General features: G+C 68.6%; 26 protein-coding genes and 4 pseudogenes. 14 read left to right on the top strand and 16 right to left on the bottom strand.

Annotated elements, in window-relative coordinates; all coding sequences use genetic code 11:
* Positions 1–124: 124 nt before the first annotated feature.
* Positions 125–295 (bottom strand): annotated as a pseudogene (locus tag ACWDSL_RS14920) (integrase); the annotation flags it as partial.
* Positions 296–307: 12 nt separating this feature from the next.
* Positions 308–523: pseudogene (locus ACWDSL_RS14925) on the bottom strand (IPT/TIG domain-containing protein); the annotation flags it as partial.
* Positions 524–675: 152 nt separating this feature from the next.
* Here ACWDSL_RS14925 and ACWDSL_RS14930 point away from each other — a divergent pair.
* Together ACWDSL_RS14930 and ACWDSL_RS14935 are read left to right on the top strand one after the other, a co-directional pair.
* Entirely contained in the window at positions 676–1,368 is a 693-nt protein-coding gene (locus ACWDSL_RS14930) for a HemK2/MTQ2 family protein methyltransferase (RefSeq protein WP_450485338.1), read from the top strand.
* 7 nt (positions 1,369–1,375) lie between these two features.
* Positions 1,376–1,570, top strand: coding sequence for a CDGSH iron-sulfur domain-containing protein (locus ACWDSL_RS14935; RefSeq protein ID WP_450485339.1), 195 nt, complete (start codon positions 1,376–1,378; stop codon positions 1,568–1,570).
* On the opposite strand, the gene ACWDSL_RS14940 is transcribed toward ACWDSL_RS14935, so the two are convergent.
* A complete protein-coding gene (locus ACWDSL_RS14940; protein WP_450485341.1) occupies positions 1,550–2,527 on the bottom strand; it encodes an iron-containing redox enzyme family protein in 978 nt (325 codons plus the stop codon). The two genes, ACWDSL_RS14935 and ACWDSL_RS14940, sit on opposite strands and share 21 nt — an antisense overlap.
* Positions 2,528–2,877: 350 nt before the next feature.
* Between ACWDSL_RS14940 and ACWDSL_RS14945 the strand changes: the two are divergent.
* Together ACWDSL_RS14945 and ACWDSL_RS14950 are read left to right on the top strand one after the other, a co-directional pair.
* Positions 2,878–3,425, top strand: a pseudogene (locus ACWDSL_RS14945) (hypothetical protein).
* A 430-nt stretch (positions 3,426–3,855) separates the two neighbouring features.
* Positions 3,856–3,999, top strand: a complete 144-nt coding sequence (locus tag ACWDSL_RS14950) for a hypothetical protein (protein WP_450485343.1) — start codon at positions 3,856–3,858, stop codon at positions 3,997–3,999.
* Between the two features lie 166 nt (positions 4,000–4,165).
* Here ACWDSL_RS14950 and ACWDSL_RS14955 read toward each other — a convergent pair whose 3' ends face one another.
* Positions 4,166–4,339 carry a CsbD family protein gene (locus tag ACWDSL_RS14955; protein WP_450485345.1) on the bottom strand — a complete coding sequence of 58 codons (174 nt, stop codon included), beginning with the start codon at positions 4,337–4,339 and terminating at the stop codon, positions 4,166–4,168.
* A gap of 197 nt (positions 4,340–4,536) precedes the next feature.
* Between ACWDSL_RS14955 and ACWDSL_RS14960 the strand changes: the two genes are divergently transcribed.
* The gene (locus ACWDSL_RS14960; protein ID WP_450485393.1) at positions 4,537–4,692 is read left to right on the top strand and encodes a DUF6131 family protein; all 156 of its coding nucleotides are present in this window, start codon (positions 4,537–4,539) and stop codon (positions 4,690–4,692) included.
* A gap of 255 nt (positions 4,693–4,947) precedes the next feature.
* Positions 4,948–5,271 (top strand): hypothetical protein, encoded by a 324-nt coding sequence (locus ACWDSL_RS14965; protein WP_450485347.1) that lies wholly within the window; start codon positions 4,948–4,950, stop codon positions 5,269–5,271.
* A 362-nt stretch (positions 5,272–5,633) separates the two neighbouring features.
* Here ACWDSL_RS14965 and ACWDSL_RS14970 read toward each other — a convergent pair whose 3' ends face one another.
* Entirely contained in the window at positions 5,634–6,371 is a 738-nt protein-coding gene (locus ACWDSL_RS14970; RefSeq protein WP_450485395.1) for an SDR family oxidoreductase, read from the bottom strand.
* A gap of 94 nt (positions 6,372–6,465) precedes the next feature.
* Here ACWDSL_RS14970 and ACWDSL_RS14975 point away from each other — a divergent pair, with 94 nt between their 5' ends.
* The 3 genes from ACWDSL_RS14975 to ACWDSL_RS14985 all read left to right on the top strand — a co-directional run bounded on the left by ACWDSL_RS14975 (position 6,466) and on the right by ACWDSL_RS14985 (position 9,370).
* On the top strand, positions 6,466–7,305 hold the full coding sequence (locus ACWDSL_RS14975; protein WP_450485349.1) for a LysR family transcriptional regulator: 840 nt from the start codon (positions 6,466–6,468) through the stop codon (positions 7,303–7,305).
* A gap of 524 nt (positions 7,306–7,829) precedes the next feature.
* Complete coding sequence (locus tag ACWDSL_RS14980) at positions 7,830–8,195, top strand: hypothetical protein (RefSeq protein WP_450485351.1); 366 nt, start codon at positions 7,830–7,832, stop codon at positions 8,193–8,195.
* Between the two features lie 986 nt (positions 8,196–9,181).
* Entirely contained in the window at positions 9,182–9,370 is a 189-nt protein-coding gene (locus ACWDSL_RS14985; protein ID WP_450485353.1) for a transposase, read from the top strand.
* Between the two features lie 236 nt (positions 9,371–9,606).
* Here the strand turns inward: ACWDSL_RS14985 and ACWDSL_RS14990 are convergent, their stop codons facing one another.
* The 7 genes from ACWDSL_RS14990 to ACWDSL_RS15020 all read right to left on the bottom strand — a co-directional run bounded on the left by ACWDSL_RS14990 (position 9,607) and on the right by ACWDSL_RS15020 (position 16,389).
* Entirely contained in the window at positions 9,607–10,371 is a 765-nt protein-coding gene (locus tag ACWDSL_RS14990; RefSeq protein ID WP_450485354.1) for an SDR family NAD(P)-dependent oxidoreductase, read from the bottom strand.
* Positions 10,368–11,789 (bottom strand): MFS transporter, encoded by a 1,422-nt coding sequence (locus ACWDSL_RS14995; protein ID WP_450485356.1) that lies wholly within the window; start codon positions 11,787–11,789, stop codon positions 10,368–10,370. The genes ACWDSL_RS14990 and ACWDSL_RS14995 overlap by 4 nt, the downstream gene beginning before the upstream one ends.
* Before the next feature lie 171 nt (positions 11,790–11,960).
* Positions 11,961–12,944: a Gfo/Idh/MocA family protein gene (locus ACWDSL_RS15000; RefSeq protein WP_450485358.1), complete on the bottom strand. Its 984-nt coding sequence runs from the start codon at positions 12,942–12,944 to the stop codon at positions 11,961–11,963.
* Positions 12,941–13,852, bottom strand: a complete 912-nt coding sequence (locus ACWDSL_RS15005) for a sugar phosphate isomerase/epimerase family protein (RefSeq protein ID WP_450485360.1) — start codon at positions 13,850–13,852, stop codon at positions 12,941–12,943. The genes ACWDSL_RS15000 and ACWDSL_RS15005 overlap by 4 nt, the downstream gene beginning before the upstream one ends.
* Complete coding sequence (locus tag ACWDSL_RS15010; protein ID WP_450485362.1) at positions 13,852–14,391, bottom strand: VOC family protein; 540 nt, start codon at positions 14,389–14,391, stop codon at positions 13,852–13,854. Before ACWDSL_RS15010 ends, ACWDSL_RS15005 begins: the two co-directional genes overlap by 1 nt.
* The gene (locus ACWDSL_RS15015; RefSeq protein WP_358646461.1) at positions 14,388–15,386 is read right to left on the bottom strand and encodes a LacI family DNA-binding transcriptional regulator; all 999 of its coding nucleotides are present in this window, start codon (positions 15,384–15,386) and stop codon (positions 14,388–14,390) included. The genes ACWDSL_RS15010 and ACWDSL_RS15015 overlap by 4 nt, the downstream gene beginning before the upstream one ends.
* Entirely contained in the window at positions 15,379–16,389 is a 1,011-nt protein-coding gene (locus ACWDSL_RS15020) for a Gfo/Idh/MocA family protein (RefSeq protein ID WP_450485397.1), read from the bottom strand. Before ACWDSL_RS15020 ends, ACWDSL_RS15015 begins: the two co-directional genes overlap by 8 nt.
* Positions 16,390–16,532: 143 nt before the next feature.
* Here ACWDSL_RS15020 and ACWDSL_RS15025 point away from each other — a divergent pair, with 143 nt between their 5' ends.
* From ACWDSL_RS15025 to ACWDSL_RS15035, 3 genes are all read left to right on the top strand, one after another.
* Positions 16,533–17,174, top strand: coding sequence for a bifunctional 4-hydroxy-2-oxoglutarate aldolase/2-dehydro-3-deoxy-phosphogluconate aldolase (locus ACWDSL_RS15025; RefSeq protein WP_450485364.1), 642 nt, complete (start codon positions 16,533–16,535; stop codon positions 17,172–17,174).
* Positions 17,161–17,793 (top strand): AAA family ATPase, encoded by a 633-nt coding sequence (locus ACWDSL_RS15030; RefSeq protein ID WP_450485366.1) that lies wholly within the window; start codon positions 17,161–17,163, stop codon positions 17,791–17,793. Before ACWDSL_RS15025 ends, ACWDSL_RS15030 begins: the two co-directional genes overlap by 14 nt.
* A 557-nt stretch (positions 17,794–18,350) precedes the next feature.
* On the top strand, positions 18,351–18,647 hold the full coding sequence (locus tag ACWDSL_RS15035; RefSeq protein ID WP_450485368.1) for a hypothetical protein: 297 nt from the start codon (positions 18,351–18,353) through the stop codon (positions 18,645–18,647).
* A 564-nt stretch (positions 18,648–19,211) separates the two neighbouring features.
* Here ACWDSL_RS15035 and ACWDSL_RS15040 read toward each other — a convergent pair.
* The 4 genes and pseudogenes from ACWDSL_RS15040 to ACWDSL_RS15055 form a co-directional block, all read right to left on the bottom strand.
* Positions 19,212–20,195 (bottom strand): integrase core domain-containing protein, encoded by a 984-nt coding sequence (locus tag ACWDSL_RS15040; RefSeq protein ID WP_450485399.1) that lies wholly within the window; start codon positions 20,193–20,195, stop codon positions 19,212–19,214.
* A 195-nt stretch (positions 20,196–20,390) separates the two neighbouring features.
* Positions 20,391–20,837, bottom strand: a pseudogene (locus ACWDSL_RS15045) (transposase); the annotation flags it as partial.
* A 38-nt stretch (positions 20,838–20,875) separates the two neighbouring features.
* The gene (locus ACWDSL_RS15050; RefSeq protein ID WP_450485370.1) at positions 20,876–21,553 is read right to left on the bottom strand and encodes a response regulator; all 678 of its coding nucleotides are present in this window, start codon (positions 21,551–21,553) and stop codon (positions 20,876–20,878) included.
* Positions 21,554–22,741: a histidine kinase gene (locus tag ACWDSL_RS15055; RefSeq protein ID WP_450485372.1), complete on the bottom strand. Its 1,188-nt coding sequence runs from the start codon at positions 22,739–22,741 to the stop codon at positions 21,554–21,556.
* Positions 22,742–22,930: 189 nt separating this feature from the next.
* On the opposite strand from ACWDSL_RS15055, the gene ACWDSL_RS15060 reads away from it, so the two are divergent.
* Positions 22,931–23,206: a hypothetical protein gene (locus ACWDSL_RS15060; RefSeq protein WP_450485374.1), complete on the top strand. Its 276-nt coding sequence runs from the start codon at positions 22,931–22,933 to the stop codon at positions 23,204–23,206.
* 120 nt (positions 23,207–23,326) lie between these two features.
* Positions 23,327–24,781 carry an alpha/beta hydrolase gene (locus ACWDSL_RS15065; RefSeq protein ID WP_450485376.1) on the top strand — a complete coding sequence of 485 codons (1,455 nt, stop codon included), beginning with the start codon at positions 23,327–23,329 and terminating at the stop codon, positions 24,779–24,781.
* Positions 24,782–24,887 lie beyond the last annotated feature (106 nt).

A 24,887-nucleotide genomic window follows, 5' to 3' on the forward strand; every position in this document is an offset into this window, starting at 1 on the left:
CCGCAGGAAGCCGCAGGTACGGCATCGGGGCCCGTCGGGTCCGCCGGCCGCCACCGCACCTGATTCCACCGCACGGGTGCGGACGCCGATTCCGCCACCGGCACCCCGTGAGTGGCTGCCCTCGGATGGCGGGGAACTTCCCGTCCCGGTCCCGGATCAGGAACCGCGCCCGGCAGCCCGCGTCCTCAAGGTCCATGACCAGGTTCTTAGCGGCCTGCGCCACCCACGAGGCAGTCGGGTGCGCAGTCGCACCCAGGATCCGAACGCGTCGGCTGGCGTGCTCGAACACCGCCAGCGAGATGCCGGTCGGGCCGTCTCCGAAGCCGATGTTCTCGACGATGGTGTGCGTGGCGGCATCGATCACACCCACCGTGTCAGGGTCGGCGTTCGCCACATACGCATGGGAGCCGTCCGGGCTCAAGGCCACGAAGCGCGACTGGGCGCTGATGCCGATGGTGGCGGCGCCGGCGGCGGTGTCGATCACACTTACGGTGTTCGAGCCACGGTTGACCACGTACGCGCGGGCCCCATCGGGCGTGAGAGCGGTTCACTTGGGTGTGTTACCCACGGAAATGATGGCTCCTACCGCGAACGCGGCACTGGACATAGAGCCGCGCGCCAGGGCCGACCACGCGAAACCGGTGGCTCGGCGCCATCTCTGGGTACTCATGGCGCATGGTGCTGATGACTCCTCCGGGGGTGTACGCGCCGCAGCATGAAACGTGGCTGCTGACCGAAGCGCTGCGCCGCGAGAACATCACCGAGGACACCGCCGTCCTGGACGTCGGGACCGGTAGCGGTGCCCTGGCCATCGCTGCGGCCCGGCGCGGTGCCGGGCGGGTGACCGCGGTCGATGTCTCGGCCCTGGCCGTGGCGACGGCGTGGCTCCACTCCCGGCTGGAGGGGCTGCGGATCCAGGTGATGCGCGGGGATCTTTTGACCCCGGTGGCCGACCGCTGCTTCGATCTCATCGTCGCCAATCCCCCCTACGTGCCCTCTCCGGCTGCCCGCCATGGCCGCGCCGTGGCGTGGAACGCCGGTGTCGACGGCCGGGCACTGGTCGACCGGATCTGCCGGGACGCGCCACCGCTGCTGCGCTCCGGAGGTGTGCTCCTTCTGGTTCACTCCGCGCTGTGCGGCGTCGAAGGAACCGTGAGGCGGCTGGGGCAGGCGGAGATGCGGGCGGCCGTGGTCGACCGCCGCCTCATCCCGTTCGGACCGGTGCTGCGCGAGCGGGCCGCGTGGCTGGAGGGCCGCGGGCTGATCGAACCGGGCGAAGAAACGGAAGAGCTGGTGGTGATCCGTGCCGAACGAGCGCAACGACAGCGACGGGACGCGTCCGGAGCGGTGGAGGCACGACAGGCCTGAGCCTGTCGTGCGGGTGACGCTTGGGACGGACGGCCCGATGCTGATCGAAGGTCCCGTCGAGGTGGCCCTGCCGGACGGCCGCGTGGTCCGCTCCGACCGCTTCACGGCCGCCGTGTGTCTGTGCGGCCGCAGCGCGCGTTATCCGTGGTGCGACACCAGCCACCGCCGCCGTCCGCCGAGGTCACAGCGGAACACGCAATGAGGAGCGGCCGTCGCGCCAAGCGCCCAGAAGCTGACTGGCGAGCCGGTCCTCCAGGAAGACGGTGGCGTCGACTCCGAAGGCGACATCGGGGGCCAGCCCGGGTTCGTCTCGCAGCAGGCCGTCGACCACGCCATGGCGCACGACCTGCTCGTGCACCGCGTCGGCCTCGACATGCTCGGTGTAGAAGAACACGACCGCCTCCTCCGCTCCCATGCGGCGCAGCGCCTGGGCCAGCCGGTCGGAGGAGGGCGATGAGGTGATCTCGACCGTCGCGAAGTGCCCCACCAGAGCGCCGCGCAACGCGCGGTGCAGCCCCAGCAGCGACATCAGATTGACCACGGCCAGCATCTGCGCCGACGCGGCGTCCAGGTAGCTGTTGTACGTCGGGTCCAGACCCAGGCCCGCCATCAGGTTGGCGAACAGCTCCGCGTGCACGCGCTCCCCGCGTCCGGCGCCGAACTCGTCGTACTCCACCGCCGCCATGGCCGCCTTGGCCTCACCTCGCAGCCGCGGGATCACCCACACATGCGGATCTGCCTCCTTGAGCTGGTACAGCGAACGCTGGGCGATGTACTCACGCAGTTGCCAGGGCTCCCCCTCGTTCCTGAGATAGTGCGACACTCCCGCGTCGTCGCCCGACTCCACCAGCAGCCCCTCCAGGGCGGTTGCCACCTCGTCGTGTCTGGTGGCGTCGGCGCGCAGCGCGGCGAGAAAACGCCGCTCCAGCGCTTGGCGCAGCTGGAGCAGGTCTGGATTCCACTCCCAGCCGTCGTCCACCCCGGCGAAACCCTGGTAGTGGAGGTCGTAGCAGAGATAGAGCCCGAGCTGAAGGTCGTCCCCGTACGGATCCGCCTCCCGCAGCGGGCGGCCCGCGGGCAGCGTCGCCGCCCCGGGCGCGTCCAAGAGGGCGTCGACGAGCGCGGTGGACAGCTCTCCCCGCCCTGCCGGCAAGGTCATCCGGTGCTCCTTTGGGACTGCGGGCCGTCGAGGTGATGAGGGACCGGCCACCCGGATGGGTACCCCGGTACCACGAGATCTCTCGGTTGCGCGCCGGGCGTGCTCCACGCAGGGCGAGGATGGCCCTGACACTCTGGGGCTGCGGTCGACCCTGCGTATCCGCGGGCGTACACCTGGGACACGTTCGCCATGGGCGTCATGCGACTACGCAGCGTGTGATGGTGCAGTAGCGAAGACCGCTGCCGGCAAACCCTCCCTGGGGCCGGTGGCCTTCACGCCTCGTCAGCAATCCACCGGGATCGTTCGCCCCCTGAGCTTCACGGGTCTGCCGTCAATGAGTGGAGGATGCGATGTCGACAGCCCTCATTGTCATCATTATCGTGGCTGCTGTGGTCGTCGTGGCCCTGGTGGCGCTGGCCCTGAGGGCCACGATCCGGCGTCGGCACCTGCGGGAGCGCTTTGGGCCGGAATACGAGCGCACGGTCCAGGCGGAGCACAGCCGTCGAGCGGCCGAGCGCGACCTGAGCGCGAGAGAGCAGCGCCATGAAGACCTGGAGATCAGGCCACTGCCCTCGACCGTCCGGAGCCGGTACGCCCGGGACTGGAACAGCGTGCAGGAGCACTTCGTGGATGGTCCTGACCGGGCCGTGGGCGAGGCGGACCAGCTCGTGACCACGCTGATGGGCGAGCGCGGCTACCCGACCGAGGGAAGAAGCGCGATCTCTCGGTTGAACACGCCGAAACGCTGTAGCACTACCGCATGGCCCACGAGATCAACCGTCGCGCCGGAGACAGGAACACCTCAACCGAGGAACTGCGGAGCGCCATGGTCCACTACCGCGCCTTGTTTGACGAACTGCTGAAAGACGACACCGCTCCGTCGGGCGGGAGCCGCTGATGAGCGCCCAGCGGACGGCCGGCACAGACCGCACACCGCCACAGACCACACAATGGAGGTGAAGAGACATGCGACGAGAAAGCGGATTCGGACGCGGTGAGGAAGCGACGCCCGTCCAAGAGGGCCTGTCCACCGAGGACATCGCGGAGACCGAGACACAAGCACCGCAACAGCCCGCAGGTGATGACCGGACCGCGGTCCCCGATGCCGGCCAGGCGGCTCCGAGGACCCGAACCACGGACGCGGCAGGAAGCAAACCGGACACCGCGGCCGGCGAACGCGACATGTCTCCGCACCGGCCCGATGCCGCGCCACTCCTCGAACCCAAACAAGCCGAAGACCTCCGAATCCAGTGGCAGGAGATCCAGCAAGGATTCGTCGACGACCCACAGAACTCCGTACGCGCGGCGGACGGCTCGTCGCCGAGGTCATGCAGCTGCTCGCCACCATATTCGCCGACCACAAACACGGGCTCGAAGGCCAATGGCACCGCGGCGAGGACGTCGCCACCGAGGACCTGCGCATAGCTCTCCAGCAATATAGGTCCTTCTTCGACCGCCTGCTCAACACCTGACCACCGGCCCCGCCGCGCACTCCGCAGTCGCAGTCCCGGGCACGCTCTGGCCGCCGCCCGCGCAGACTTCCAGCGCGGGCGGCGGCCACCAGCGGGCCCGCCGGGCCAGAGGCCGTCCAGCATCCCTCCGGCAGACTCTGGCCAACCGGGGATCCGGAGTGCTCTGTCAGCGCTTGAAAGCGTCCTTGATGTTCTGCGCGGCCTGCATGAGACCGCCCTTGGCCTGCTCACCCTTCCCCTTGGCCTCCAGGGAACGGTCGCCGGTGGCCTTTCCGGTCTTTTTCTTCACCTTTCCCTTTTCCTTTTCCGCGGAATGCGCGGTCTTCTTGCCCAGCCTCATGACCAGTCCTCTCAGCGGCTCTCGCGGGCACCACATCTAGGTCTTTTGTTCATATATGTTCCCTCCTGGGTAACGGTCCAACCGTGTGAGGACCGAGCAGCGGCGCCACGAGGTCAGCTGATCTGGGAGCGGTTGCCGTGGGGACAGCCGAGGTCCACAGTGGGAAGGAGGGCATTCTTGCGAAATCGGAGGACGCCATGATCGTCCTGGGGGTCATTCTTCTCGTCATTGGTTTTTTGGCCGGGATCTCCGTTTTGTGGACCATTGGAATCGCCTTGGTCGTGATTGGAGCGATCTTGTGGGTCCTGGGCTCTGTGGGGCATGCGGTCGGCGGGCGACGGCACTACTGGTAGCCGAAAATGTGGCCAGGTGCCCCGCACGACCGTCGGGCACCCGCGTGGCCCCCGGCCCCGACCTGCTACCCGCCTCTGGCATTTTCGGGAGTTCGCCTCGTTCGCCCTGAGGCGACGGTGGAGGACGGTGCCAACGCTCGGGAACTGCCTCAGAGGTGGAGGACGGGCCGGTGGGCGGACATTTTGCGACCAGCAGTCGTCGGCTCGGTGATCGTCGACATGTCGGAGGGACGTGCTATGGCGAGGGATGTAGCCGTGAGCTGGGCCGATGCCCCGACAGGGCACGACTACCCGGCAGCCGAGTCATTTCTGCGGCTGACGGCCGCTCCGGCTCTCGTGGATGTCCTCACCGCGCTGTTCTCGCAGGCGCCGACGGTGCGGCATCGCGCCAAGGACATCCTGCGTGCGGCCCGACTGCAACTGCTTCCCGCAGATGACCCCGAGGTCGCAAAGGACCTGAAACATGCCAGGAAGGGTAAGCCACTCTCACCGATCCTCCTGGTACGCGGCGAGTTGAACCTCGACCACCCTCTGCAGATAGCTGATGGCTATCACCGGGTGTGCGCCAGCTACCCGTAGCGCTTCAGAATTGCTTCATCGGTTGTGAGCTGGGATTGTTCTATGGTCAGCTGGCTCGGTGGTATTCGTTGAGGAGGCCTGCGACGGCTTGTCGGCGTTTGATCCGGGCTGCGGGCAGGGGACTGACGTTCCACCGCACGCACGACGAGCAGAACGCCGCCATCGCCGCCCACATACGCTGGCACAACGCCCGCGCCGGGCCGAAGACTCGCATCGTATCCGAGTCACCCATCCGGCAGTGGACCGCATACCCGGCCAAGGCTGCGTGACAAAGGCCAGCAGCAGCGATCTTGGCGGGGTGCACGTGGGGTCGACGGGCGGCTGCGGTCTGCGATCGACGGGGAAGGCATCCGAAGGTCAGGTCACCAGGGCACGGCCCCGTTGTCGTCGAAGAGCTGGCCGGTCGGACCGTCGTCCGGCAGGGTCGCCAGTCGGATGGCGATCGCCGCGCCCTGTTCGGGGGTCTGGGTCCCGCTGAATCCGTTGAGGTCGGTGGCCACGTAACCGGGGCAGGCGTTGTTGATCAGGATGTTGGTGCCGCTCAGCTCCTTGGCGTACTGGATGGTGACGGCGTTGAGGTAGGTCTTTGTCGGCGCGTAGGCCCCGCTGCTCCCCCCGAGGTCGACGCCGGGCGTGGTCTGCAGTGTCAGGGAGCCGACGTGGCTGGACTGGTTGACGATCCGCGGGTGCGCCGAACGGCGCAGCAATGGCAGCATTGCGTTGGTGAGCCTGATGACGCCGATGACGTTGGTCTCCACCAGTCGCCTCACGGTCTCGAGGTCGATGGTGGTGGGTTCCTCCGGCCAGCCGCTGGCAATGCCGGCGTTGTTGACCAGTACGTCGAGCCGTCCTGCACGCTCCTCGATCAGTTGGACTGCGGCGGTCACGCTCGCGCTGTCGGTCACGTCCAGGGGTACACCGAACGCGTCGGCACCAGCAGCGCGCAACTTCGCCACGGCGTCCTCCCGGCGCTGCTCGTCCCGGGCGCCGACACCGACACTCCAGCCCCGCGCACCCAGCCCGGCCGCGATCTCATACCCGATTCCCTTGTTCGCGCCGGTGACCAGCGCGATCGTCTTCTCGCTCATGACAGCGAGCATGCCTGCGCCGCAGCCGGGCACCAACACCACTTCGGTAGTGCAGCAATACCAGAGCGATATCGATCAGCCGTCTGCCCGTCATTAGCCTGGGCTCATGGAAATACGCGAGCTGCGGTACTTCGTCGCCGTCGCCGAGGAGCTGCACTTCGGCAAGGCTGCCCAGCGCCTGGGGATAGCCCAGCCGCCGCTGTCGCGCACGATCACCCAGCTCGAACGGCGGCTCGGAATCGCACTGCTGGAACGCAACAGCCGCAAGGTCACGCTCACCGAGGCCGGAGCCGTGCTGCTGGCCGAAGGACGCGCGATCCTCAGCGCAGTGACCGCAGCTGAGCGGCGTACCCAACGGGCCGCGGCAGCACATCCTGGCCTCGTCCTCGCCGTCAAATCCGGCACCGTCGGCGAGCTGCTGACAAAGTTGCTCGACGCCTACGCTGCGGAACCCGGCGCAGCCACCGTCGATCTGCTGCTCTGCGAGGCACACCAGCACCAGCAGCTGCTGCAGGACGGGCAAGCCGACGTGGCTCTGCTCCACCTGCCCTTCGACTCAGCAGTCGGGCTCGACACCGAAACCCTGTACACCGAGAAGCAGGTCGCGATCCTGCCGGCCTCACACCCGCTCGCCAGCCGCTCCCAGGTCCGGATGGACGACGTCACCACACTGCCAAAGCTCCCGATGGCCCGCTGGCCCGGCCCCGGTGGCAGCTATCCAGAAGGACCTGGCGCAGAGGTACGGAACCTGACACAGCTCTTCCAGCTGATCGCGCTCGGCCGCAGCACCGCGGTCATCCCCGAGTCAGCCGGCGCCGACCTGCGCCGAGACCTCGCCGCCGTGCCGGTCCTGGACGCTCCGCCCGTGACAACGGTGATCGCCTGGCCGCCGCACAGCCGCCTTCGTCCAGTTGCTGACCTCATCCGCGTTGCAACACGTCTCTGAACCCGGACGAGGAGTGCAGCCGCCCAACGACGGCCCCGATCAAGCAACTGGCAACTCAACGCTCCTGCATCAGCGGGGTAGTGTCCTTGACCGTCTGGCCCTGGGCGGACATCAGCACCACGATCGCCCGCCGCAGCCGCACCGGGTCCTTCGCCGTCCGGCTGATCCGCTGCAAGCGGCGGCCTTCCTCCATGCTGACCCGCGGGCGAACACATTCGATCGTGTGCCGTTCAGAAATCCATCGCTGCTGGTCAGGCTACATGGCTGTGCTCATTGATGAGGTTGCCGGGGATGTGCGTGCGGGGTAGGCGTGGCGGGGTGCTTGTGCCGGCGAAGACTGTGTTGAACGACTCGGTCTACTTGCTGTCCTTGTCGCGGGGGTCAGGTTGCGTGCTTGCTGCGTTGTCCACTGTGCGGTGGGGTAAGCGGTGACGTCGGCCTGCCCAGCGGATAGCCGATCTCCGTGATGTCCCCGGGCCGCCGCCCTGGTCACCACCGACCTCACCACACCGGCCGAACAGATCGTGGAACGCTACGCATCCCGCTGGGCGATCGAGACCGCCTTCTTCGACGCCCGCCAGACCCTCGGCGTCGGCGAGGCCCGCAACCGCACCCGCCGCGCAGTCGAACGCACCGTCCCCTTCGGTCTGCTCGCCTGCACCGTGGTCACCACCTGGTACGCGCTGGCCGGCCGCCAGCCCGCCGACACCGACGAGCACCGCGCCAGAGCCCGCTGGTACACCACCAAAACCCAGCCCTCCTTCGAGGACATGACAGCCAAGCTCCGCCGCACGATCATCGCCCACCGTTTTCGCGGCCCACACCCCCACCAGGCACAACCCGAAGAAATCCAGGCCGTCCTCACAGCCTGGGCCACCGCCGGAACCTGATCACTCAAGACAGCGAAACACGAGCGATGGTCGCAGAAACCGAGAGGTTCCGGCAGTGGCACCTGGACGCAGGCATGAGACACGTTGCCAGTGTGTGGAGAACACCTGGCGCAGCGTGACGCCGTCCTCGTAGCCGTCCACGGTCTCCCGGCCCGGTCGACGACGACCGGCTGGCTGGCCAACGGCTCGGTCCAAAGCCGACCGACGTCCCACGTCGTCTCGTTTGCGTCCTCCTCTTCCTCGCCCTGCGGTATCCCTGCGGGTGTGGAGTAGTCGGCGCGGGCCCAGTGCTCCAGCCTGGCCATCACCCCCTCCGAGAACAGCACACTCACCGGCACACCGCCCTCAGTGAGCACGACGGTTTCGCCGGTGGACTCGACCAGCGAGACGAGGCGCTCATAGTCGATGGGGTCCGGGGCGTACCGACGGTCAACAACGATCTTCACGGACGCTACCGGGAGGGGTGGGCAGGTCTCTACTGCCGTCGCGGTGCCGGTCTTCGCCCTGATGTCCGCCAGGGTCTTCTGGTCCGGGGGTAGGAGGGTGCTGGACGAGCACCATTACCTGGGGCGTGCTGTGCAGTGGCCAACTGAGTGTGACTGAGCGCGTTATCTGGCACGGTTCGCCAACTACAGTGCTCAGTTTTGTACGGTCGGGGTCAGGGGCCGGTGTGGGGTGGCTGTGTGCTGGGGACACGGGGCGATGTGTGGGTGGCTGGCTCCGGTGGGCACGACGTTGATCAGCGCGAAGTTCGGGCTGACTGACGAAGACATGGGCCGCGCGCCGCTCGACCTGTTCGTGCTCCGACTCGTCGATGTTGGCTAGCGGTCGGTTCTTGCATCAGCAGTGTCGGACGGCTATCAGGCCGGTGTTGTCGCCTGTGCTTCTTCGCGGCCCACGCTGGCGAGGGTGTGGCGGGTGAAGCTTCCCCTTGTGACTGGACACCTGGAGACTGGGACATGAGGTTCCAGAGGAAGTAGTGCCAGGTGGGTAGTCAGTACTCGAAGCGGTATTCGGAGGAGTTCAAGCGGGATGCGATCGCGTTGGCTCGCTCCTCCGACAAGGCGATCACGGAGGTCGCGCGGGATCTGGGGGTGAGTCCGGAGAGTCTGCGCGGCTGGGTCAGCCGTGGAGTGGCGCGGGCACGTGCAGGCGCTGGGCGAGATGAACCGTGAGCAGTGGCCGACGTATCAGCGGGGGTTGGGCGACCCGCCGATGGGTGTGGATCAGGATGGGGCGCCGGTCGGTGACCACCAGCGCGATCTACCTGCACGCCTTGCAGTAACTGGAGATGCGCGCCCGGCTGGAGCTGGTGTCCGAGGACGTGTGGGAGCCAGCCGGGTACAGCGCGGACGGCTGGGCCCACAAGAAGTCGGCCCTTGTCGCCCGTTCCGAGGGCGGAGTCGCTCCGTCAGCTGCCCATTCCGAGCCGGGCGCCGCCGGCGACATCCAGGCTCAGGCCGGTCAGGTACCGGTTGGCCGGGTCGGTGAGGAAGGTGATGGTCGCCGCTACCTCCTCTGGCTCGGCGAATCGGCCCATCGGGATTTGAGCGGCCCGGGCCTGGCGGGCGCGCTGGTCTCCGTCGGGGTCGCTGCCGCCGGCGCGGGTGGCGAGCTGGTTCCACATGGCGGTGTTGACCGGTCCGGGGCACACGGCGTTGACCGACACGTTGTCCGGGCCGAGTTCCAGGGCGAGTGACCAGCAGATGTTCAGCACGGCCGCTTTGCTGGCGTTGTAGGGCACGTACGCGCGACGGGCCTCCTTCGCGGCGACCGAGGCCACCGCGACGATGGAGCCGGAGCGCTGGGCCTGCATGACAAGGCCGACTTCGCGCAGTACGGAGAAGGCCCCCGTGGCGTTGATCGCCATCACCCGGGCGAATTCGGAGCTCGGGGTGGTGAGCAGGTGCGGTTCGTTGCCGAGAATGCCGGCGGCGTGCACCAGGACGTCGATCGTCCCGAACTCCGCCTTGATCGCGGTCACGGTGTCGTGCACCGCTTGCTCGTCGGTGACGTCCAGCTCGCGGAATTCCGCGAGCCATTTCGGGCGGCTGTCCGGTGCCGTGCGGTCGCAGCCGATGACCACCGTGCCCGCTGCGTGCAGCCGTTCAGCAGCGGCGGCTCCGATGCCTCCGCTGGACCCGGTGACAAGGGCGATCTGGGACGGGGCGGTCATGGGGTGTCCTCCGTGGCTTTCATGGATTTTGTGGATGCAGGGCTGTGCTCGGTGTCGGATTCCGCAGCGGGTGGTGTGGTGGTGCGCGCGCCTGAGCGGCCCGTTTCCGGCAGGGTCAGATAGACGATGAGGCAGAGCAGCACGATGGCCGTCATGTATACCGCTACGCCCATAGGGTGGCCTGCCTCGATGAATGCGCTGGCGATGAGTGGGGCCGTTCCGCCGAGGGCTGCGATGACGATCTGGTGGGCGACACCGATGCCGGATACGCGAACGGCGGCGGGGAACAGTTCGGCCTGGATGGTCGGGTAGACCCCTTGCCAGATGGCCAGGACCACCCAGCCGGAGACGGTCACCGTCACGTAGACGCCGAACCCGGGTTGCTGCAACAAGAGCAGCAGCGGATAGAAGAGCACCACCATGCCGATGGCCCCGATGATGGGGAAGGGCTTGCGCCGGCCGATGCGGTCGGACAGGAAGCCGCACAGTGGCACGATGATCACCAGCAGGCCCAGTCCGATGGTGTTGCCAGCCAAGGCGGAGTCCAGGTCACGGCCGGTGGTCAGGTGCGCGTAGGTGGGCAGGAAGGTGGCCCACGTGTAGTAGGCGACGGCCGGGGCGGACAGAGCCGCGGTCTGCAGCAGTGCCTTGGGGTGCCTGCGCAGCAGTTCCCGCAGTCGCAGGTTCTCGGGTTGTCGGCCGGCGGCGGCCTCTTCGGCGGCGGCCTCGAACTCCGGGGATTCGTCGGCGCGCGAGCGCAGCAGCAGACCGACGATGCCGAGGAGGCCGCCGATGGCGAACGGGATGCGCCAGCCCCACGTCTCCAGGTCATGGGTGTTCAGGGTCGAGGTGACGATCGCCCCCATGCCGGTGGCGGCCAGCGTCGCCAGGCCGCTGGCCACATTCGACAACGAGCCGAACAGGCCGCGCCGGTCGGTCGAGCCGTTCTCCACCATGTAGGCGATGGCGCTCTGCATCTCGCTGCCGGCCGAGATGCCCTGCAGTACGCGGGCGAGCAGGAACAGCAGCGGTGCTGCGTATCCGATGACGGAGAACGGCGGGGTGAGCGCGAGGATCAGGCTGCCCGCGGCCATGCCGCCGATGGTGGTGGCCAGGACGACGCGGCGGCCGTATCGGTCTGCCAGGGGGGAGATGATGATGCCGCTCAGCGGCCGCACCACGAACCCGACCGCGTAGGTCAGCAGGGCGCCGATCAGCGACATCGCCGGGCTGTTTCCGGGGAAGATCTGACTGGAGAAGACGGCGGCCAGGAGGCCGTAGCTGTACCAGTCGTACCACTCGATGAAGTGGCCGACAGTACCGGCCAGGATGTTCAGCCGCCTTCCGCGGGGTGGGGTGGCCGGTTTGGCCGTTGCGGAGGGGGATTTCGGTGAGGTTATTCTTGGTGCGTTCGCCATTGAGCGCTCCTCAGTGCAGTGAGGGATGGGATCTGTGCGAACAGTCGGCGGGTCATGGCACCGCGGACCGGGTTGTGACGGTCGACGACGTCGGCGGTTCGGAAAGCCTTCTTCGAGAGGGGACGCCGCCGGCGCCAGCTCCGTGAGGGGCCGTTCGAGGCTCGCGGAGGGTCAGCGCGTCGCGTGGCTGGACCAGGTGCGGCCCTCCTGCTCCTTCACGGGCAGACCGGCGGCCTGCAGGATGTCGTCGAGGAGCGCCTGTGTGCGGGCGGCTTCCCGCCCTGACGTCAGCGGCGCTCCACGGTCTCGTACGCGGTCGAGGAAGTGGTGAACGGCGGCGGCGAACCCGAAGGTGTTCGTCGCCGTGGCCCAGCCGAATGCCTCGGGGCTCATCGAGCGCACCGTGCTCGCACCGTCCCGGGTGAGGGTCACCGTGTCCGGAGCCACCACCTCGGCCGAGCGCTCGGCGCCGTAGGCATCCAGTTTTTCGGCCCACGCACCAGCGGTCCGTGCCGCCGTCAGGACACCGGTGCCGCCGCCGGCGAACCGGACCAGGGCGGAGACGCCGTCCTCCTGCCAGGGGTCGTCACCGGCGGCGTGGGCGGAGACGTCGACCGGTTCGCCCGGGCAGAACCAGCGCAGCAGATCCACCATGTGGATGGCGTTCTCGAAGGTCGCGCGGTACTCGCTGCCGCGGCGGTTCTTCTGCGCGACGCAGAAGGCGGCACCGGCGTCCCCGAACTGGTCACGCGCGGCGACGTAGGTCGGCGCGAACCTGCGATTGAAGCCGACCATCAGCACGCGGTCACGCGCGTCGGCGAGGTCGGCGAGCCGCTCCGCGTCACTGGTCGCGGTCGCGAGGGGCTTTTCGCAGAAGACATCCACATCCGCCTCCAGCGCGCTGCTCACGCCGACGACATGCTCTGACCTCGGGGTCAACACGAACAGGGCGTCCAGGTCACGTTCGAGTGCCTGCTCGACGGTCGGGACCGCCGTGGAGAACCCCCAGCGGCGGACCAGTTCGGAGGGGTCCTCGCGCCGGGATACCAGGACATCGAGGATGACGTCGTCCCGTGATGCCAGGGTGGGCAGCTGCGCGATGTGTGCGATGTTCCCGGCGCCGACCACTCCGACACGCAGCGGCGGCCGGCTCATTGGGAGACCTCCGCGGGTGCGAGTCCGGCGGCCTCTTCGAGGAGTGAGTGCAGCGCGCGGGCGGACCGCGTGAAGCCCTCCGCCGGGGACGGGAGGTCCTGCGGGTGCCACCGGTACTCGTATTCGAGGCTGAGGACGTCGTCGTATCCGTGCTGCTTGACCGCCTGCAGGATGTCCGCCCAGGGCACGATGCCCTCGCCGACGACGCGGGAGCGCACCGCCCGCTCGTCCGCCTTCACCCGGGCCGTCTCGGAGGCGACGAAGGGTGCGTTCGGATCGGTGAAGACGAGGTCCTTCACGTGGACGTGCCCGATCAGGTCGCCCTGCTCCCGCAGTGCTTCCGGCCATGCCTCGTCGTGGGTGAAGGTGAGGTTCGCCTGGTCGTAGAGCACTCGGACGGCAGGTGAGTCCACCTCGTGTATCAGCCGGGCGGTCTCCTTCGCCGATTGCGTCATGGTTCCGAAGTGGTTCTCCACGCACAGGAGTACTCCGGCGTCGGCGGCGAGCGGCGCCAGCTCCGAAAGCCCCGATTGCAGGCGCTCCCAGTGTGCGGCGTGATCGGTTCGATCCGCTCCCCAGGAACCCGCGTACACGCGGATCCGGGTGGCGCCCACGCGATGGGCGCAGTCGATGGCCGACCGCAGTTCATCGAGCGCGGCGAGGCGCTGCGCCGGGTCCTCGTGGTTGAGCCCCGTGGTGTACGGAGCGAGACCCACCACCGCTACGCCGAGATCGTCCGCTGCGCGGGCCGCCTCGGCAGCGGCGGCATCGTCCCCGATCGGCAGTCCGCTGCGGTAGTCGTTCTGGTAGATGACCTCCGCTCCGTCCAGACCGGCGGAGGCGAAGAGTTCCAGCGCCTCGGGGAGGGTCTGTTCCGGTGTGCCGAGGGTGTGGCCAATGATCCGCACTACAGGTCCTTTTCGGTTCGGGAGGGGGCAGTCCAGTCGGCAGGCCCGATCAGCGGTGGCGGGTTGTGGACGCGGGAGCGGTCGACCAGTTCGATCAACAGGCCCCAGGGCGCCCGGAGGTAGGTCCACCGGTTGCCCGCGACGCGCGGGCTGTCCGGGCCGACCTCCTTGGTTCCGCCCAGCACACAGGCGCCGTGCGAGCGGAGATGCTCGACGGCGGTGTCGACGTCCGCCACGGTGAAGCACAGGTGGTGGCCGCCGGCATCGCAGTGGCGCGGGTAGTCGCGGCGCTGGTCCGTGCTCCACCACTGGAAAAGCTCCACGTTGAGGTTCGGCGGCATGCGCAGCATGGCGAGTTCCAGGTGGGCATCGGCCGGGACCTCGAAATGCGCGGGCATGAAGTCGGCGTCGGGCCCCCGCGTCGAGCGGTAGAGCTCCTCGGCTCCGAAGGCGTCCGTGAAGAAGGTGACCGCTTCGCCGAGGTCGGGCACCGTGAAGGCGACATGGTCGACGTGCTGGAACCCTGCGGGCAGGCTCATCGGGGCACCTCCGCGGTCGACTCACGGACCAGCAGGTCCGGGGCCAGAACGACATGGCTCGTCTCCCCGTCCTTAAGGAGTTTCTCGGCGAGGTCGATGGCGATCACTCCCATGTCGGCGATGGGCTGGCGGACGGTGGTCAGCCGTGGGTTGAACCGGGCGCCGAACTCCAGGCCGTCGAAGCCCATCACCGACACCTCGTCCGGGACGGACACACCGCGCACACCAAGAGCGGAGATGAGGGCGAAGGCGACCATGTCATTGGCCGCGATGATTGCTGTCGGGCGCTCTTCGCGTGTCATGTCCACCAGACGCTGGGCGGCCCGCTCACCCACGTCGGGCCCGGTGCCTCCGTCCAGGACCACCGCCGGCATGTCCAGCTCCGCGGCCAGCCCCTCGTAGGCGGCCAGGCGGTCCCTGGACGTGTACGCCCCGGAGATGCCGGACACATAGGCGATGCGCCGGTGCCCCAGGCCGCGCAGATGGTCCACGGCGAGTGCGATGCCCTCGGCGCTGTCCACCGTCACGGTCGGCACCTGCGCCTGTTCGACACGGTCGACCACAACGACCTTGCTGCCAAGCGCGACGTTCTGCAGCTCGTCGAGGTCCACAGTGGTCGACGGCGCGACGATCCCGAAGGGCGCGTACATCTCCTGCAGCGATGTCAGATACGCATTGGTCTGGGCCACCTCGCCGCCGGTCACGCACAACACCAACTGATAACCCCGGTCGGCCGCCGCAGCCGCCATGGTCCTCGCCAGCTCACCGTAGAAGGGGTTGGTGATGTCCGGGACGAGCAGCGGAACAAGCTTGCTCGCACGGCGGCGCAGAGCTTGCGCCAACGGGTTCACCCGGTAACCGAGACTCTTCGCCACCTCCAGGACGTGCTTCCGGGTTTCGGCATTCACGGCTTCAGGCCGGGAGAAGGCGCGGGAAACCGTGGAACGATGCACGCCCGCTCGGGCGGCGACGTCGTCGATGCTCACCTCAGCCATGGCTGACCTCCACAGACGCAATGGGAGACCGCTTGTACGCGGCCCAGACGAGCCTCATTGTGTCGGCAAGGTCGGCCAGGGTAGGCAGCCCGGCGAAGCCGTCCGCCCAGGTGTCAGCCACCTGTCGAACGAACACGTCATACAGCGGGTCGCTGTCCACGTCGATGGCGCTCGACTCGGTGACACCGTCCGACGCACGCGTGAAGGAGACGTCGCCGGAGGTACCCACGTCGACGTATCCCCCCTCGCCGGCGCTGGTGTAGGAGCAGTACCGCTTCGCGGGACTCGACGGGAAGGCATAGCCGACCTCGATGATGGCCTCGCTGCCGTCGTCGCCCGCGAGCACCAGCGTGGCGTGATCCTCAACGGCCTCGCCGTGCAGGCTCGCGGAAAGGTTGGCGGCCACAAGCTCCACGCGCCGGGCCCGGCTCCGCTGTAGGAAGAGGTCGATGAAGTGCGGCGCCAGGTTCACCAGACACCCCCCGCCCGAGCGCGCGGGCTCGAGCATCCACGAGCAGCCTGCCGCGTGATAGCGCTCCGGTGGGCCGGCCACGAAGCTCGCCCGTTGGTACGTCGGCGCGCCGGCCAGGGACAGCGCGTGATCCACGGGGCCGCCACGCTGAACGAAGGGGACAGTCACCGCCACCCCTGCCGAGACGGCCGCATCCCGGATCCGCTCCACGTCCTCGGGCCCCGTGCCACCCGGCTTCTCCACCATGAAGGGAATGCCACGCTCGACCAGGTCCAGGCAGGTGTCCACCATGCGGTCGTGCGGCCCGAAGACGTAGGCCAGGTCCAACGGCCCGGCGTCCAGAGCCTCCCCGATTTCCCCGCAGACGGGCGCGTCGAGGCGTCGGGCGATGTCCGTGACCCCGTCGGGCTCCTCGTCCTGGACCAGCACGACATCGTGAGTGTCCGCCCAGGCGCTGACATACAGGGGTACGTGCCAGTGGCGGGCGCCTAGAACTGCCGTTCGCGGACGTCTCACGACGCGCCTCCTCACTTTCGGTATGGAGCAACTTCTGCCGATTGTCCCCTCTGAGGTCGGCCGCTGCGATCGATTGCTGAGATCGATTGCATTACCGAAACAGAGGGTCCTAAGCTCTGTCAACACCCCCCGACAACGGATTTCCTTGAGGTGACTCGATGCGCAAGCTGCGCACGCTGAATGCCATCTGCGACACCGGAACGGTGCTGATCGTGCGCCTGCCCACCGCAGAGGCGTCGTACAAAGTGGCCTGCGAGGCCATCGCTGGAGGGATACGAGCGGTCGAGGTGACGCTCACCACGCCGGGTGCCCTGGACGTGATTCGCCGGCTGAGCGCGGAGTACCCCGAGGCCGAGATCGGCGCCGGCAGCGTACTCGACGCGACTGCCGCGTACGCCAGCATCCAGGCCGGAGCGCGCTTCCTGGTCAGCCCCCAGGTCGATTCCGGCATGCTGGAAACCGCCGGCCGATACCAGGCCGTCAGCATCTGCGGAGCCGCAACACCCACGGAGATCGTCCAGGCGGCCACGGCAGGAGCCGATCTCGTCAAGCTGTTCCCCTCCTCGGTCCTCAACCGCGACTACGCCCGTGCAGTACTCGAACCACTCGGCCACATCCCCCTGGTCCCGGCCGGAGGCGTCTCCCCGGACAACGTGGACGAGTGGTTCAATGCCGGAGTCGCGGCGGTCGGCGTCGGAAGCTTCATCACCAAGGCGGCGCAGCGAGAAAGCACAGAGCAGCACCCGGTCCGCGCGGCGGCCCGGACATTCCTCGAGGCGGTGGCCAATGCCCGCGCCTGACCCGCTGGCCCCCACGTCCGGGACACCACCGGTATTCGTCGCGATCGGCCCAGCAGGCTCGGGAAAGTCTCATGTCGCCCGCGAGCTCGCACGCCGGCTCCGCGCCGTCTACCTCGACAAGGACTCCCTGGCCGGCGACCTCGTGGACGCCGCACTCGAACTGGTCGGCCGGCGGGCCGGAGGCCGCGAAGACGACCCGACCTACATCGAACGGCTGATGCCGGCCGAGTACAAGGCGCTGTTCGCCACAGCGGCCGACAACCTGCGGCTGGGCCTCCCCATCGTCCTGGACGCGCCTTTCGCGGCGTACCTCGGCAACCCCGACTTCTTGACTGTCTCCGCCGACCGGGCCTCCTGGCCGGCGGGAACACCTGTCGTCGTGGTCGAGGTGCGGGCCTCCGCGGAGACCGTTCGTACGAGACTGACGCAACGAGGTCTGCCACGAGACCGGGCCAAGCTGGCCGACTGGCCCGCATTCTGGCAACGGCTCGGGGCCCAGGACTGCGCCTGGTCCGGAGCCCGGCACATCGTCGTGGACAACGACGCCCAACCGGATCTCGACGCTGTCGTGCGGCTCGCGGGCAATATCGGGCAGGCACCCCTTCCCGCCTTCCACTGAGACATCGCTGCGCGAGTGTCATTTGACGGGCCTGAGGCGCCGAGCCCTGCCGGAAAATCGGCCTCACCCCCGAGACACAGCTCAAGACCAAGGCTCTCCGCGGGACCAACGTCAAACGGCGCTGTCACCCGCCTCCGGCACCGCCCCCCCTCGGCCTGGCCTTGCGCGATGGCGATCTCGGCGACGCGGTGGAGAGCTCTCCGGTACGCCGTGGCGTTGCCCGGTTCTTTCTGCCAGGTGCGGATGCTGATGGTGGCGGAGTGCAGTGAGCCGAGAAGGATCCCGAGGTAGAGGGCCGCGGAGCGGCGGGAGCGACCGATGGCCATCTGGACGAGGCGGATGGCCGCGTCCCTGCGCAGTTGCGGTCTCGGTGCGTCGAGTTCGTCGAGCGGAACAGCCCAGTGTTCGGGCAGGGGCGTGGAGATGGTGCGTGGGTCGAGTCGGCCGCGGTGGGTGGCGGGCTGTGGGAAGAGGGCGGGCGGGCCGGCGGCCTTGCGGGGGAAACGGACACTGCTGCGGATCACCGCGGTCATGGCAGGTGAGCAGTGCTGGGCGTGATGACGCAGACGGATGTGGGCGGTGCTGGTCGAGGGCAGGGCGGACAGGAGGCGCGCGAGGGTGTGGTGTCCGGACGGGTCGTCGAGGATGGCCACGGTGATGGCCATCAGGTCTGCAGCCGCGAGCGGGTCTGCGGGCGGGTGTCCGAAGGTCCGGGCCACCCGCCCGTCGCCCAGCGCCGTCGTGCGTTCCGGGCGCGGGCGGCGCAGAGCCTCGACGTGCGCAGCGCCGGTGTCCATCGGCCCGAACTCGGCGATGAGGTCGCCGGCCATGGGCCAGGTTCCGCGTACGGCTGAGACGGTCGCGCGAACATCGTTGAAGAACCACTGGGCGGACACGTGCTGCCCCAGGCTCGTCACCTCGTGATCGGCCCCGGCGGCGGCATCGGCGAGCGGCTGATGCGCGTGTGCCACGGCCGACGTGGGCCGTACGAGCGGTCCGGCGGGCTGGTCGAGCGCCTGGCCGCAGACGGCAGCTCGGCCGGTGCCGGGGCGGTGGGTGGCGACAGCGGATGGGGTGCAGGCGCTGTGCAGGGGCAGGGACGAGCTGTGTGGGGCGCCATCGTCCGTCGGCGCGGTAACCGTTGGAGAAGGCTGGCGCGTGGCAGGCGGGGCATCGCCAGGCCAGGATTCGGTTGTGTCGCTCGCACAGGAAGGTGTGCGGGAGGCGCCAGGTGCCGTCCCAGACGGGGCCGCCGGGGAGGTCGGCGGTGTCACGCAGGCAGTCGGGGCAGTAGCGGCTGAAGGCGGTAAGAACCCAGCCGTCGTTGGCCATGGTGACGGGGCTCTGGTGCCGTCCCAGGTAGTCGATGCGCAGCAGCGTGTAGCCAGGGGCCTGTGGGTGCCGGAATCTGTGTCACCCTATGCGACCTGCGAGTATTCGTGGATAAGGCCGCCGAGTCGGTCGCGTCGACGAATGCGAGTGTTGTCCCTGGCGATAGGCGGCTCGGGGCTGGTGAGTTGGTCTGGTGGCCGTTGTCCGAGGGATCGGTGCGGCCGGTGTCTGTTGTGGTGCTTCGCGTACTCGCCGACGACGAGGCGTAGGTGGCGTTCTCCGGTGATCAGGATGCGGTCGGTTGCCTCGCGTCGGCATGATCCGATCCAGCGTTCGGCGATGGCGTTCATCCGTGGCACGGCGGGCAGTGTGGGTATCACGCGTATGCCGGCCGCCTGGAAGGCGGCGTCGAAGCTGTCGGTGAAGTAGGCGCCGCGGTCCCGGATGAGGAATCTGATCGACTCTGCGCGGTCACCGAGGTCCATGAGGTAGTTCCGCGCTTGCTGGGTGATCCAGGGGCCGGTCGGGTGCCGGGTGACGCCGGCGATGTGCACGCGGCGGGTGCCGTGGTCGATGAAGAACAGCACGAACCAGCGCCGCAGGAAGACCGTGTCGATGTGGAAGAGGTCGGTGGCCACGATGGCGGAGGCCTGGGCTTTGAGGAAGACGGGCCAGGACTGGCTGGTGCGCTGGGGTGCGGGGTCGATCCCGGCCTTCTGCAAGATCTCCCAGACGGTCGAGGCGCCGACTTTGCGTCCCAGGCCGAGTAGTTCGCCGTGGATCCGTCGATATCCCCACCCGGGGTTCTCCCGTGCGAGGCGCAGGACCAGCTGCCGCAGTGCTTCCGGCGTCGGTGGTCGGCCTGGACGGCGGTGTGGACAGGTCCACTTCCGGGCGACGAGGCGTGCGTGCCAGCGCAGGACCGACCGTGGAGTGACCAGCAACGCCAGCCGTGCACGATGGTGCTTATTCACCATCCGGAGCAGCGCTGCCATGACAGCCCGATCGCTCCAGGAAAATTGAGGTCGTGGCTGGATGCGTTGCGCGATGGTGAGCTGGTGCCGGAGCATCAAGATCTCGACGTCTTTCTCCGCACTCGACCGGGCCAGCAGCGCAAGCCATCGGAAGAGCTGACACGCGAGCTGATAGATCAGACGTATCGCCACGACCCAGCATGATGCCGCACAGCACTCGCCGGCTTCCTGCGCTCTGGCAGATCCGAACCCGCAGGTCACCTCGGGTGACACAGTTTCCGGCACCCACAGGCTGACCAGGCGGGGGGTGGCGCGGGTCTTGCCGGTGCGTTCGATGAGGTAGTCGCCACCGAGGTCGGCGTACTCGATGTCGCGGGCGGACATGTGCCAGATCGAGACCAGGATGGAGTGCTGCAGGGCGGCCGGCGCCCGTCGGCGGCCGCGGCGTCCGACCAGGCGCCGGTAGCGGGAGGCGAGGTAGCTGTCCTTGGTGCGGCAGGCGGAGATCGCCGCTTGTCCGAGGACGCCCTTGAGCCACGGGTCGCCGGGGCGGGTGCGGCCCGACGGGCTCTTGCCCGCGGACTCGTGGTTGCCCGGACACCCCCCTGCCCAGGAGGCGAGGTGGCCGGCCGAGGGGAAGCGGCCGATGTCCGCGCCGATCTCGGCGAGGATCACCTCGGCGGTGTGCGCGCTCACCCCGGGAATGGTGGCCAGCAACTCGGCCTGCCGCTGAAAGGGGCTGCGCCCGCTCAAGGTTCACCCCGTCGCGGGGTCCGTCATTCCTCCGCGTCGCGGACCAGGAGCGCGATCTGTACCCGGTTCTCGACCGCCAGCTTGGCGAACAGGTTGCCCGTGTGTGCCTTGACGGTCGCGATGCTGATGTGCAGCCTCCGGGCGATCTCCGGGTTGCCCAGCCCGTCCGCGATGGCCCGGGCGGTTTCGAGTTCTCGTTCGGTCAGCGCGGCCAGCCGTTTCTGTGCGGCTTCGCGGGTCGAGTCGCGAGCGTAGGAGGACCGTGGACCGGTGGCTGCGGCGATCACCCGTGCCGTGGCCGCTGGAGACAGTACGGGGTTGCCCTCCGCGACGGTCCGCACCGCATCGAGAATCCGCGGCGGTGGGGTGTCTTTGAGGACGAACCCGAGTGCTCCTGCGTCCAGCGCGCCGAGCACCAGAGCATCGGAGTCGAACGTGGTCAGCATGAGCACCCGGGGTGGCGCCCGGCGGGTGAGGATTTCCCGGGTCGCGCTGAGACCGTCACGGCCGGGCATCCGCACGTCCATCAGCACGACGTCCGGCCGCTGCTCATCTACCACGGTGATCGCGGCGTCCCCGTCGGCGGCCTCCGCGACGACGGTCAGGTCCGGTTCGCCGTCGATGACAAGCCGCAGCACCACGCGCACCAGCTGGTCGTCGTCGACGATGACGACGCGCACCGGCTCCCGCTCGCTGTCCACTCATGTTCTCTTTTCGTGGGTGGGGTTCGGCCAGGGTAGTCGTGCGGTGAGGACGTACCCGTTGTCGGGTGTGGGGTGATGGTCGAGTGTTCCGCCGGCGAGGGTGATTCGTTCGCCGAGGCCGAGCAGGCCAAATCCCGACGCCGGCGGTCGCACGTTTTTTGTGATGGCTGGGGAGTTGCGGACATTGACCTCTAGTTGGTCGCCTTCTGTTCCTTCGAGGGTGATGTGTATGTGTGCGCCCGGGGCGTGTTTGGCGGCGTTGGTCAGTCCTTCTTGGACGATCCGGTAGCAGGTTCGCCCTACGACGTCGGGCGGATCTGCCGTCAGGCTGGTGGTGAGTGTGACGTCCAGCCCGGATGCGCGGGCGTCGGCTGCCAGTTCGGGGATGCGGTCGAGGGAGGGCTGTGGTGGTTCCGGGCGGGTCGGGTCGGCCCGGAGCACACCGAGGACATCCCGTAGTTCCTCCAGGGCTTGATGAGAGCCGTCGGCGATGGAGCGGACCAGTACGCGGTTCTCCTCGGCTGTGAGGTCGTCGCGGTGGTCCAGCACCCCGGCCTGCATGGCGACCAGGGAGATCCGGTGCGCGAGCACGTCGTGCATCTCGCGCGCGATCCGGTTGCGTTCCAGGGCCCGTGCCTGCGCCGCTCGCGCGGTCTGTTCCCGTTCCGCGCTCTCCGCCCGGTCCCGCAGGGACCGCACTTCGGCACGCCGCGCGCCGATGGCCATGCCCACGGCCGCCGCGATGCCCGCGGTCAGTGCCGAGAACGCGAGCTGGACCCACCACGGGCCGGGCGGGCTCGGCCCCTGGACGGGGTAGAGCCCGACGGCGAACTGTGACGCGGTCACGTAGGCCAGCCCGACGACCCCGATCTCCACCGGATGGCGACGGGTGGAGACCGAACCCAGCGCCACGAGCGTGGCGCCGGTGGCGAGTGCCGACGCGGTCGACGCGATCGCGACCGTCATGGCGACGGCGAGCGGGAACCGCCGCCGCCACACGAGCGCCGTCAAGCAGCCGAGCGCCACCAGCGGATCACCGATCAGGAACCAGGAGCCCGTTCCGGCCGCCTGCCACTTCAGCAGCACACCGGTGGCGAGCCAGACCGGTATGCCCACTGCGGCGGCCGCTGCCAGCCGCCAGGCATGCGGCCACCATCCGAGCCATGGTGCGACGTCCGTGTCCACCTGGTCATTATCGCGACACCGTATGTCCGGTGAGTCGGACCGAGGGATGATACGCCCTGGACCAGAGTCGAATGACCGTCTCGCCTGTGGTCGAGGGCCTTGTGAGCCGTCGGGCTGATGTGGAGGCCGCGCCGCACGGACAGACTCGTTCACGTGCCGAGACAACCGGACACGAGACGGAGAAGCGCGATGCGCGAGGGTGGCTTCGGAGCCTTTGAGACGGTGGGGATGGTGATCACGGCCCTGGCCGCCCAAGCGGTGATCCGCGGTCTGCTCAACCGGGACTCCGAGCTGCTGTGGGGCATCTTCGACTGGGTCCCGGGCGGCCTTGCCGGCCGGATGACTCTTCTCGGATCCATCGCGCTCGTCGCGATGGTGCTCGGTGGCTGGGCACACACCCACCGGGAACCGGACGCCGGGCGGGCCGGTGATTCCGGGGAAATCCGCTGCCGAGAAACGGCCTGACGCAATCCGGCACGCGGCCAGGTCCTGTCCGGTCGGCCTCCACGGGCCGGCAGGACCTGACGGCGGGCGTTCCGAGCCCTCGTTCCGGCGTCCCCATGCGCCCCTTCAGGAGGACATCAGATGCGCAGAACACTCTCCCTCGCCCTTGCCGCCACCGCGGTGGCGGTGACCGCGATTCCGGGAGTGTCGTTGGCGACGACGCCGGACACCGTGCGGTGGGGCCCGTGCCCGGAGGACATCGCCTCGCCCCGTCTTGAGTGCTCGACGCTCGAAGTCCCCCTGGACTACCGGGATCCCGACGGCCGGCAGATCGAGATCGCGATCTCGCGACTGGCGAGCCAGAACCCCTCGCAGCGCCGCGGCGTGCTGCTGACCGATCCAGGCGGCCCCGGCGGTACGGGACTCGACTACCCGGCCCTTCTCGCCGGCTCAGGGCTGCCCCAGAAGGTGCTGGACTCCTACGACGTGATCGGCTTCGACCCGCGCGGCGTCGGTCGCAGCGCGCCGGTGACCTGCGATCTGACGCCGGAACAGCAGGCACGCCGCAACTTCCCGCCGTACGCGCACACCGCGGCCGATGTCGCGCGGGAGGCGAGGTACGCGCGGACCGTCGCCGAGCAGTGCGCCACCTCGCGGACGGCGTGGATGCTGCCGCACACCACCACCGCGAACACCGCGCGCGACATGGACCGGATCCGGGTGGCGCTGGGCGAGCCGAAGCTCTCGTACCTCGGTCATTCGTACGGCACCTACCTCGGTGCGGTGTACGCGACGATGTTCCCCAAGCGCGGCGACCGGGTCGTGCTCGACAGCAACCTGGGCCCGGGCGGTTACGACGTTACGGCCATGCGGTTGTTCGCCCGTGGAATGGAGGACCGGTTCCCGGACTTCGCGGCGTTCGCGGCCGCCCGTCCCGAGTACGGTCTGGGCACCACGCCGGAGCAGGTGACCGCGGAGTTCTTCGACCTCGCGAAGCGGTTGGAGGCGAAGCCGGTCCAGGGCATCGACGGGACGTTGTTCCGCGGGCTCACGTTCGAGTACCTCTACAGCGATGCGACCATGCCCCTGCTGGCCGCCACCTGGCAAGCGCTCAAGGGGGACCGGCCTCTGCCGCCCGCACTGCCGTTGCCGGAGAACATAGAGAACAGCATGGCCTCCCGCTTTTCAGTGATATGCAGTGATACCCGCTGGCCGGGGATGGTCCAGGACTATCAGCGCAACGTCGCGGTCGACCGGCTGAAGTACCCGATGCTGGGCGGGTCCACGGCCAGCATCGGACCATGCGCGTTCTGGCCGGACAAGCGGGTCGAACCGCCGGTGCGCATCGGTGACCGGGGCCCGTCGAACGTGCTCATGGTGCAGAACGAACGCGACCCGGGGACACCGCTGGCCGGCGCCCGGAAGCTACGGAACGCGTTCGGGAAGCGGGCCACGATGGTGACGGCCGACCAGGGCGGGCACGGCGTCTATCCGTTCGGCCCCAACACGTGCGCGAACGACGCGGTGACGGCATTCCTGACCACTGGGCAACGCCCGCCGCAGGACCTCGCCTGCGCGGCGGAGCCGAGCGAGTAACGGGAACCGGGACACGTTCAAAGAGTGGCAGCGTCGTCGGGCCGTGCGGCGGATCCAGCCCGGGGACGGGCGAGCGCTGAGGCCTTTCCGCTGGTGGCAGTCGCTT

This window comes from Streptomyces sp. NPDC000941 (assembly GCF_053599555.1).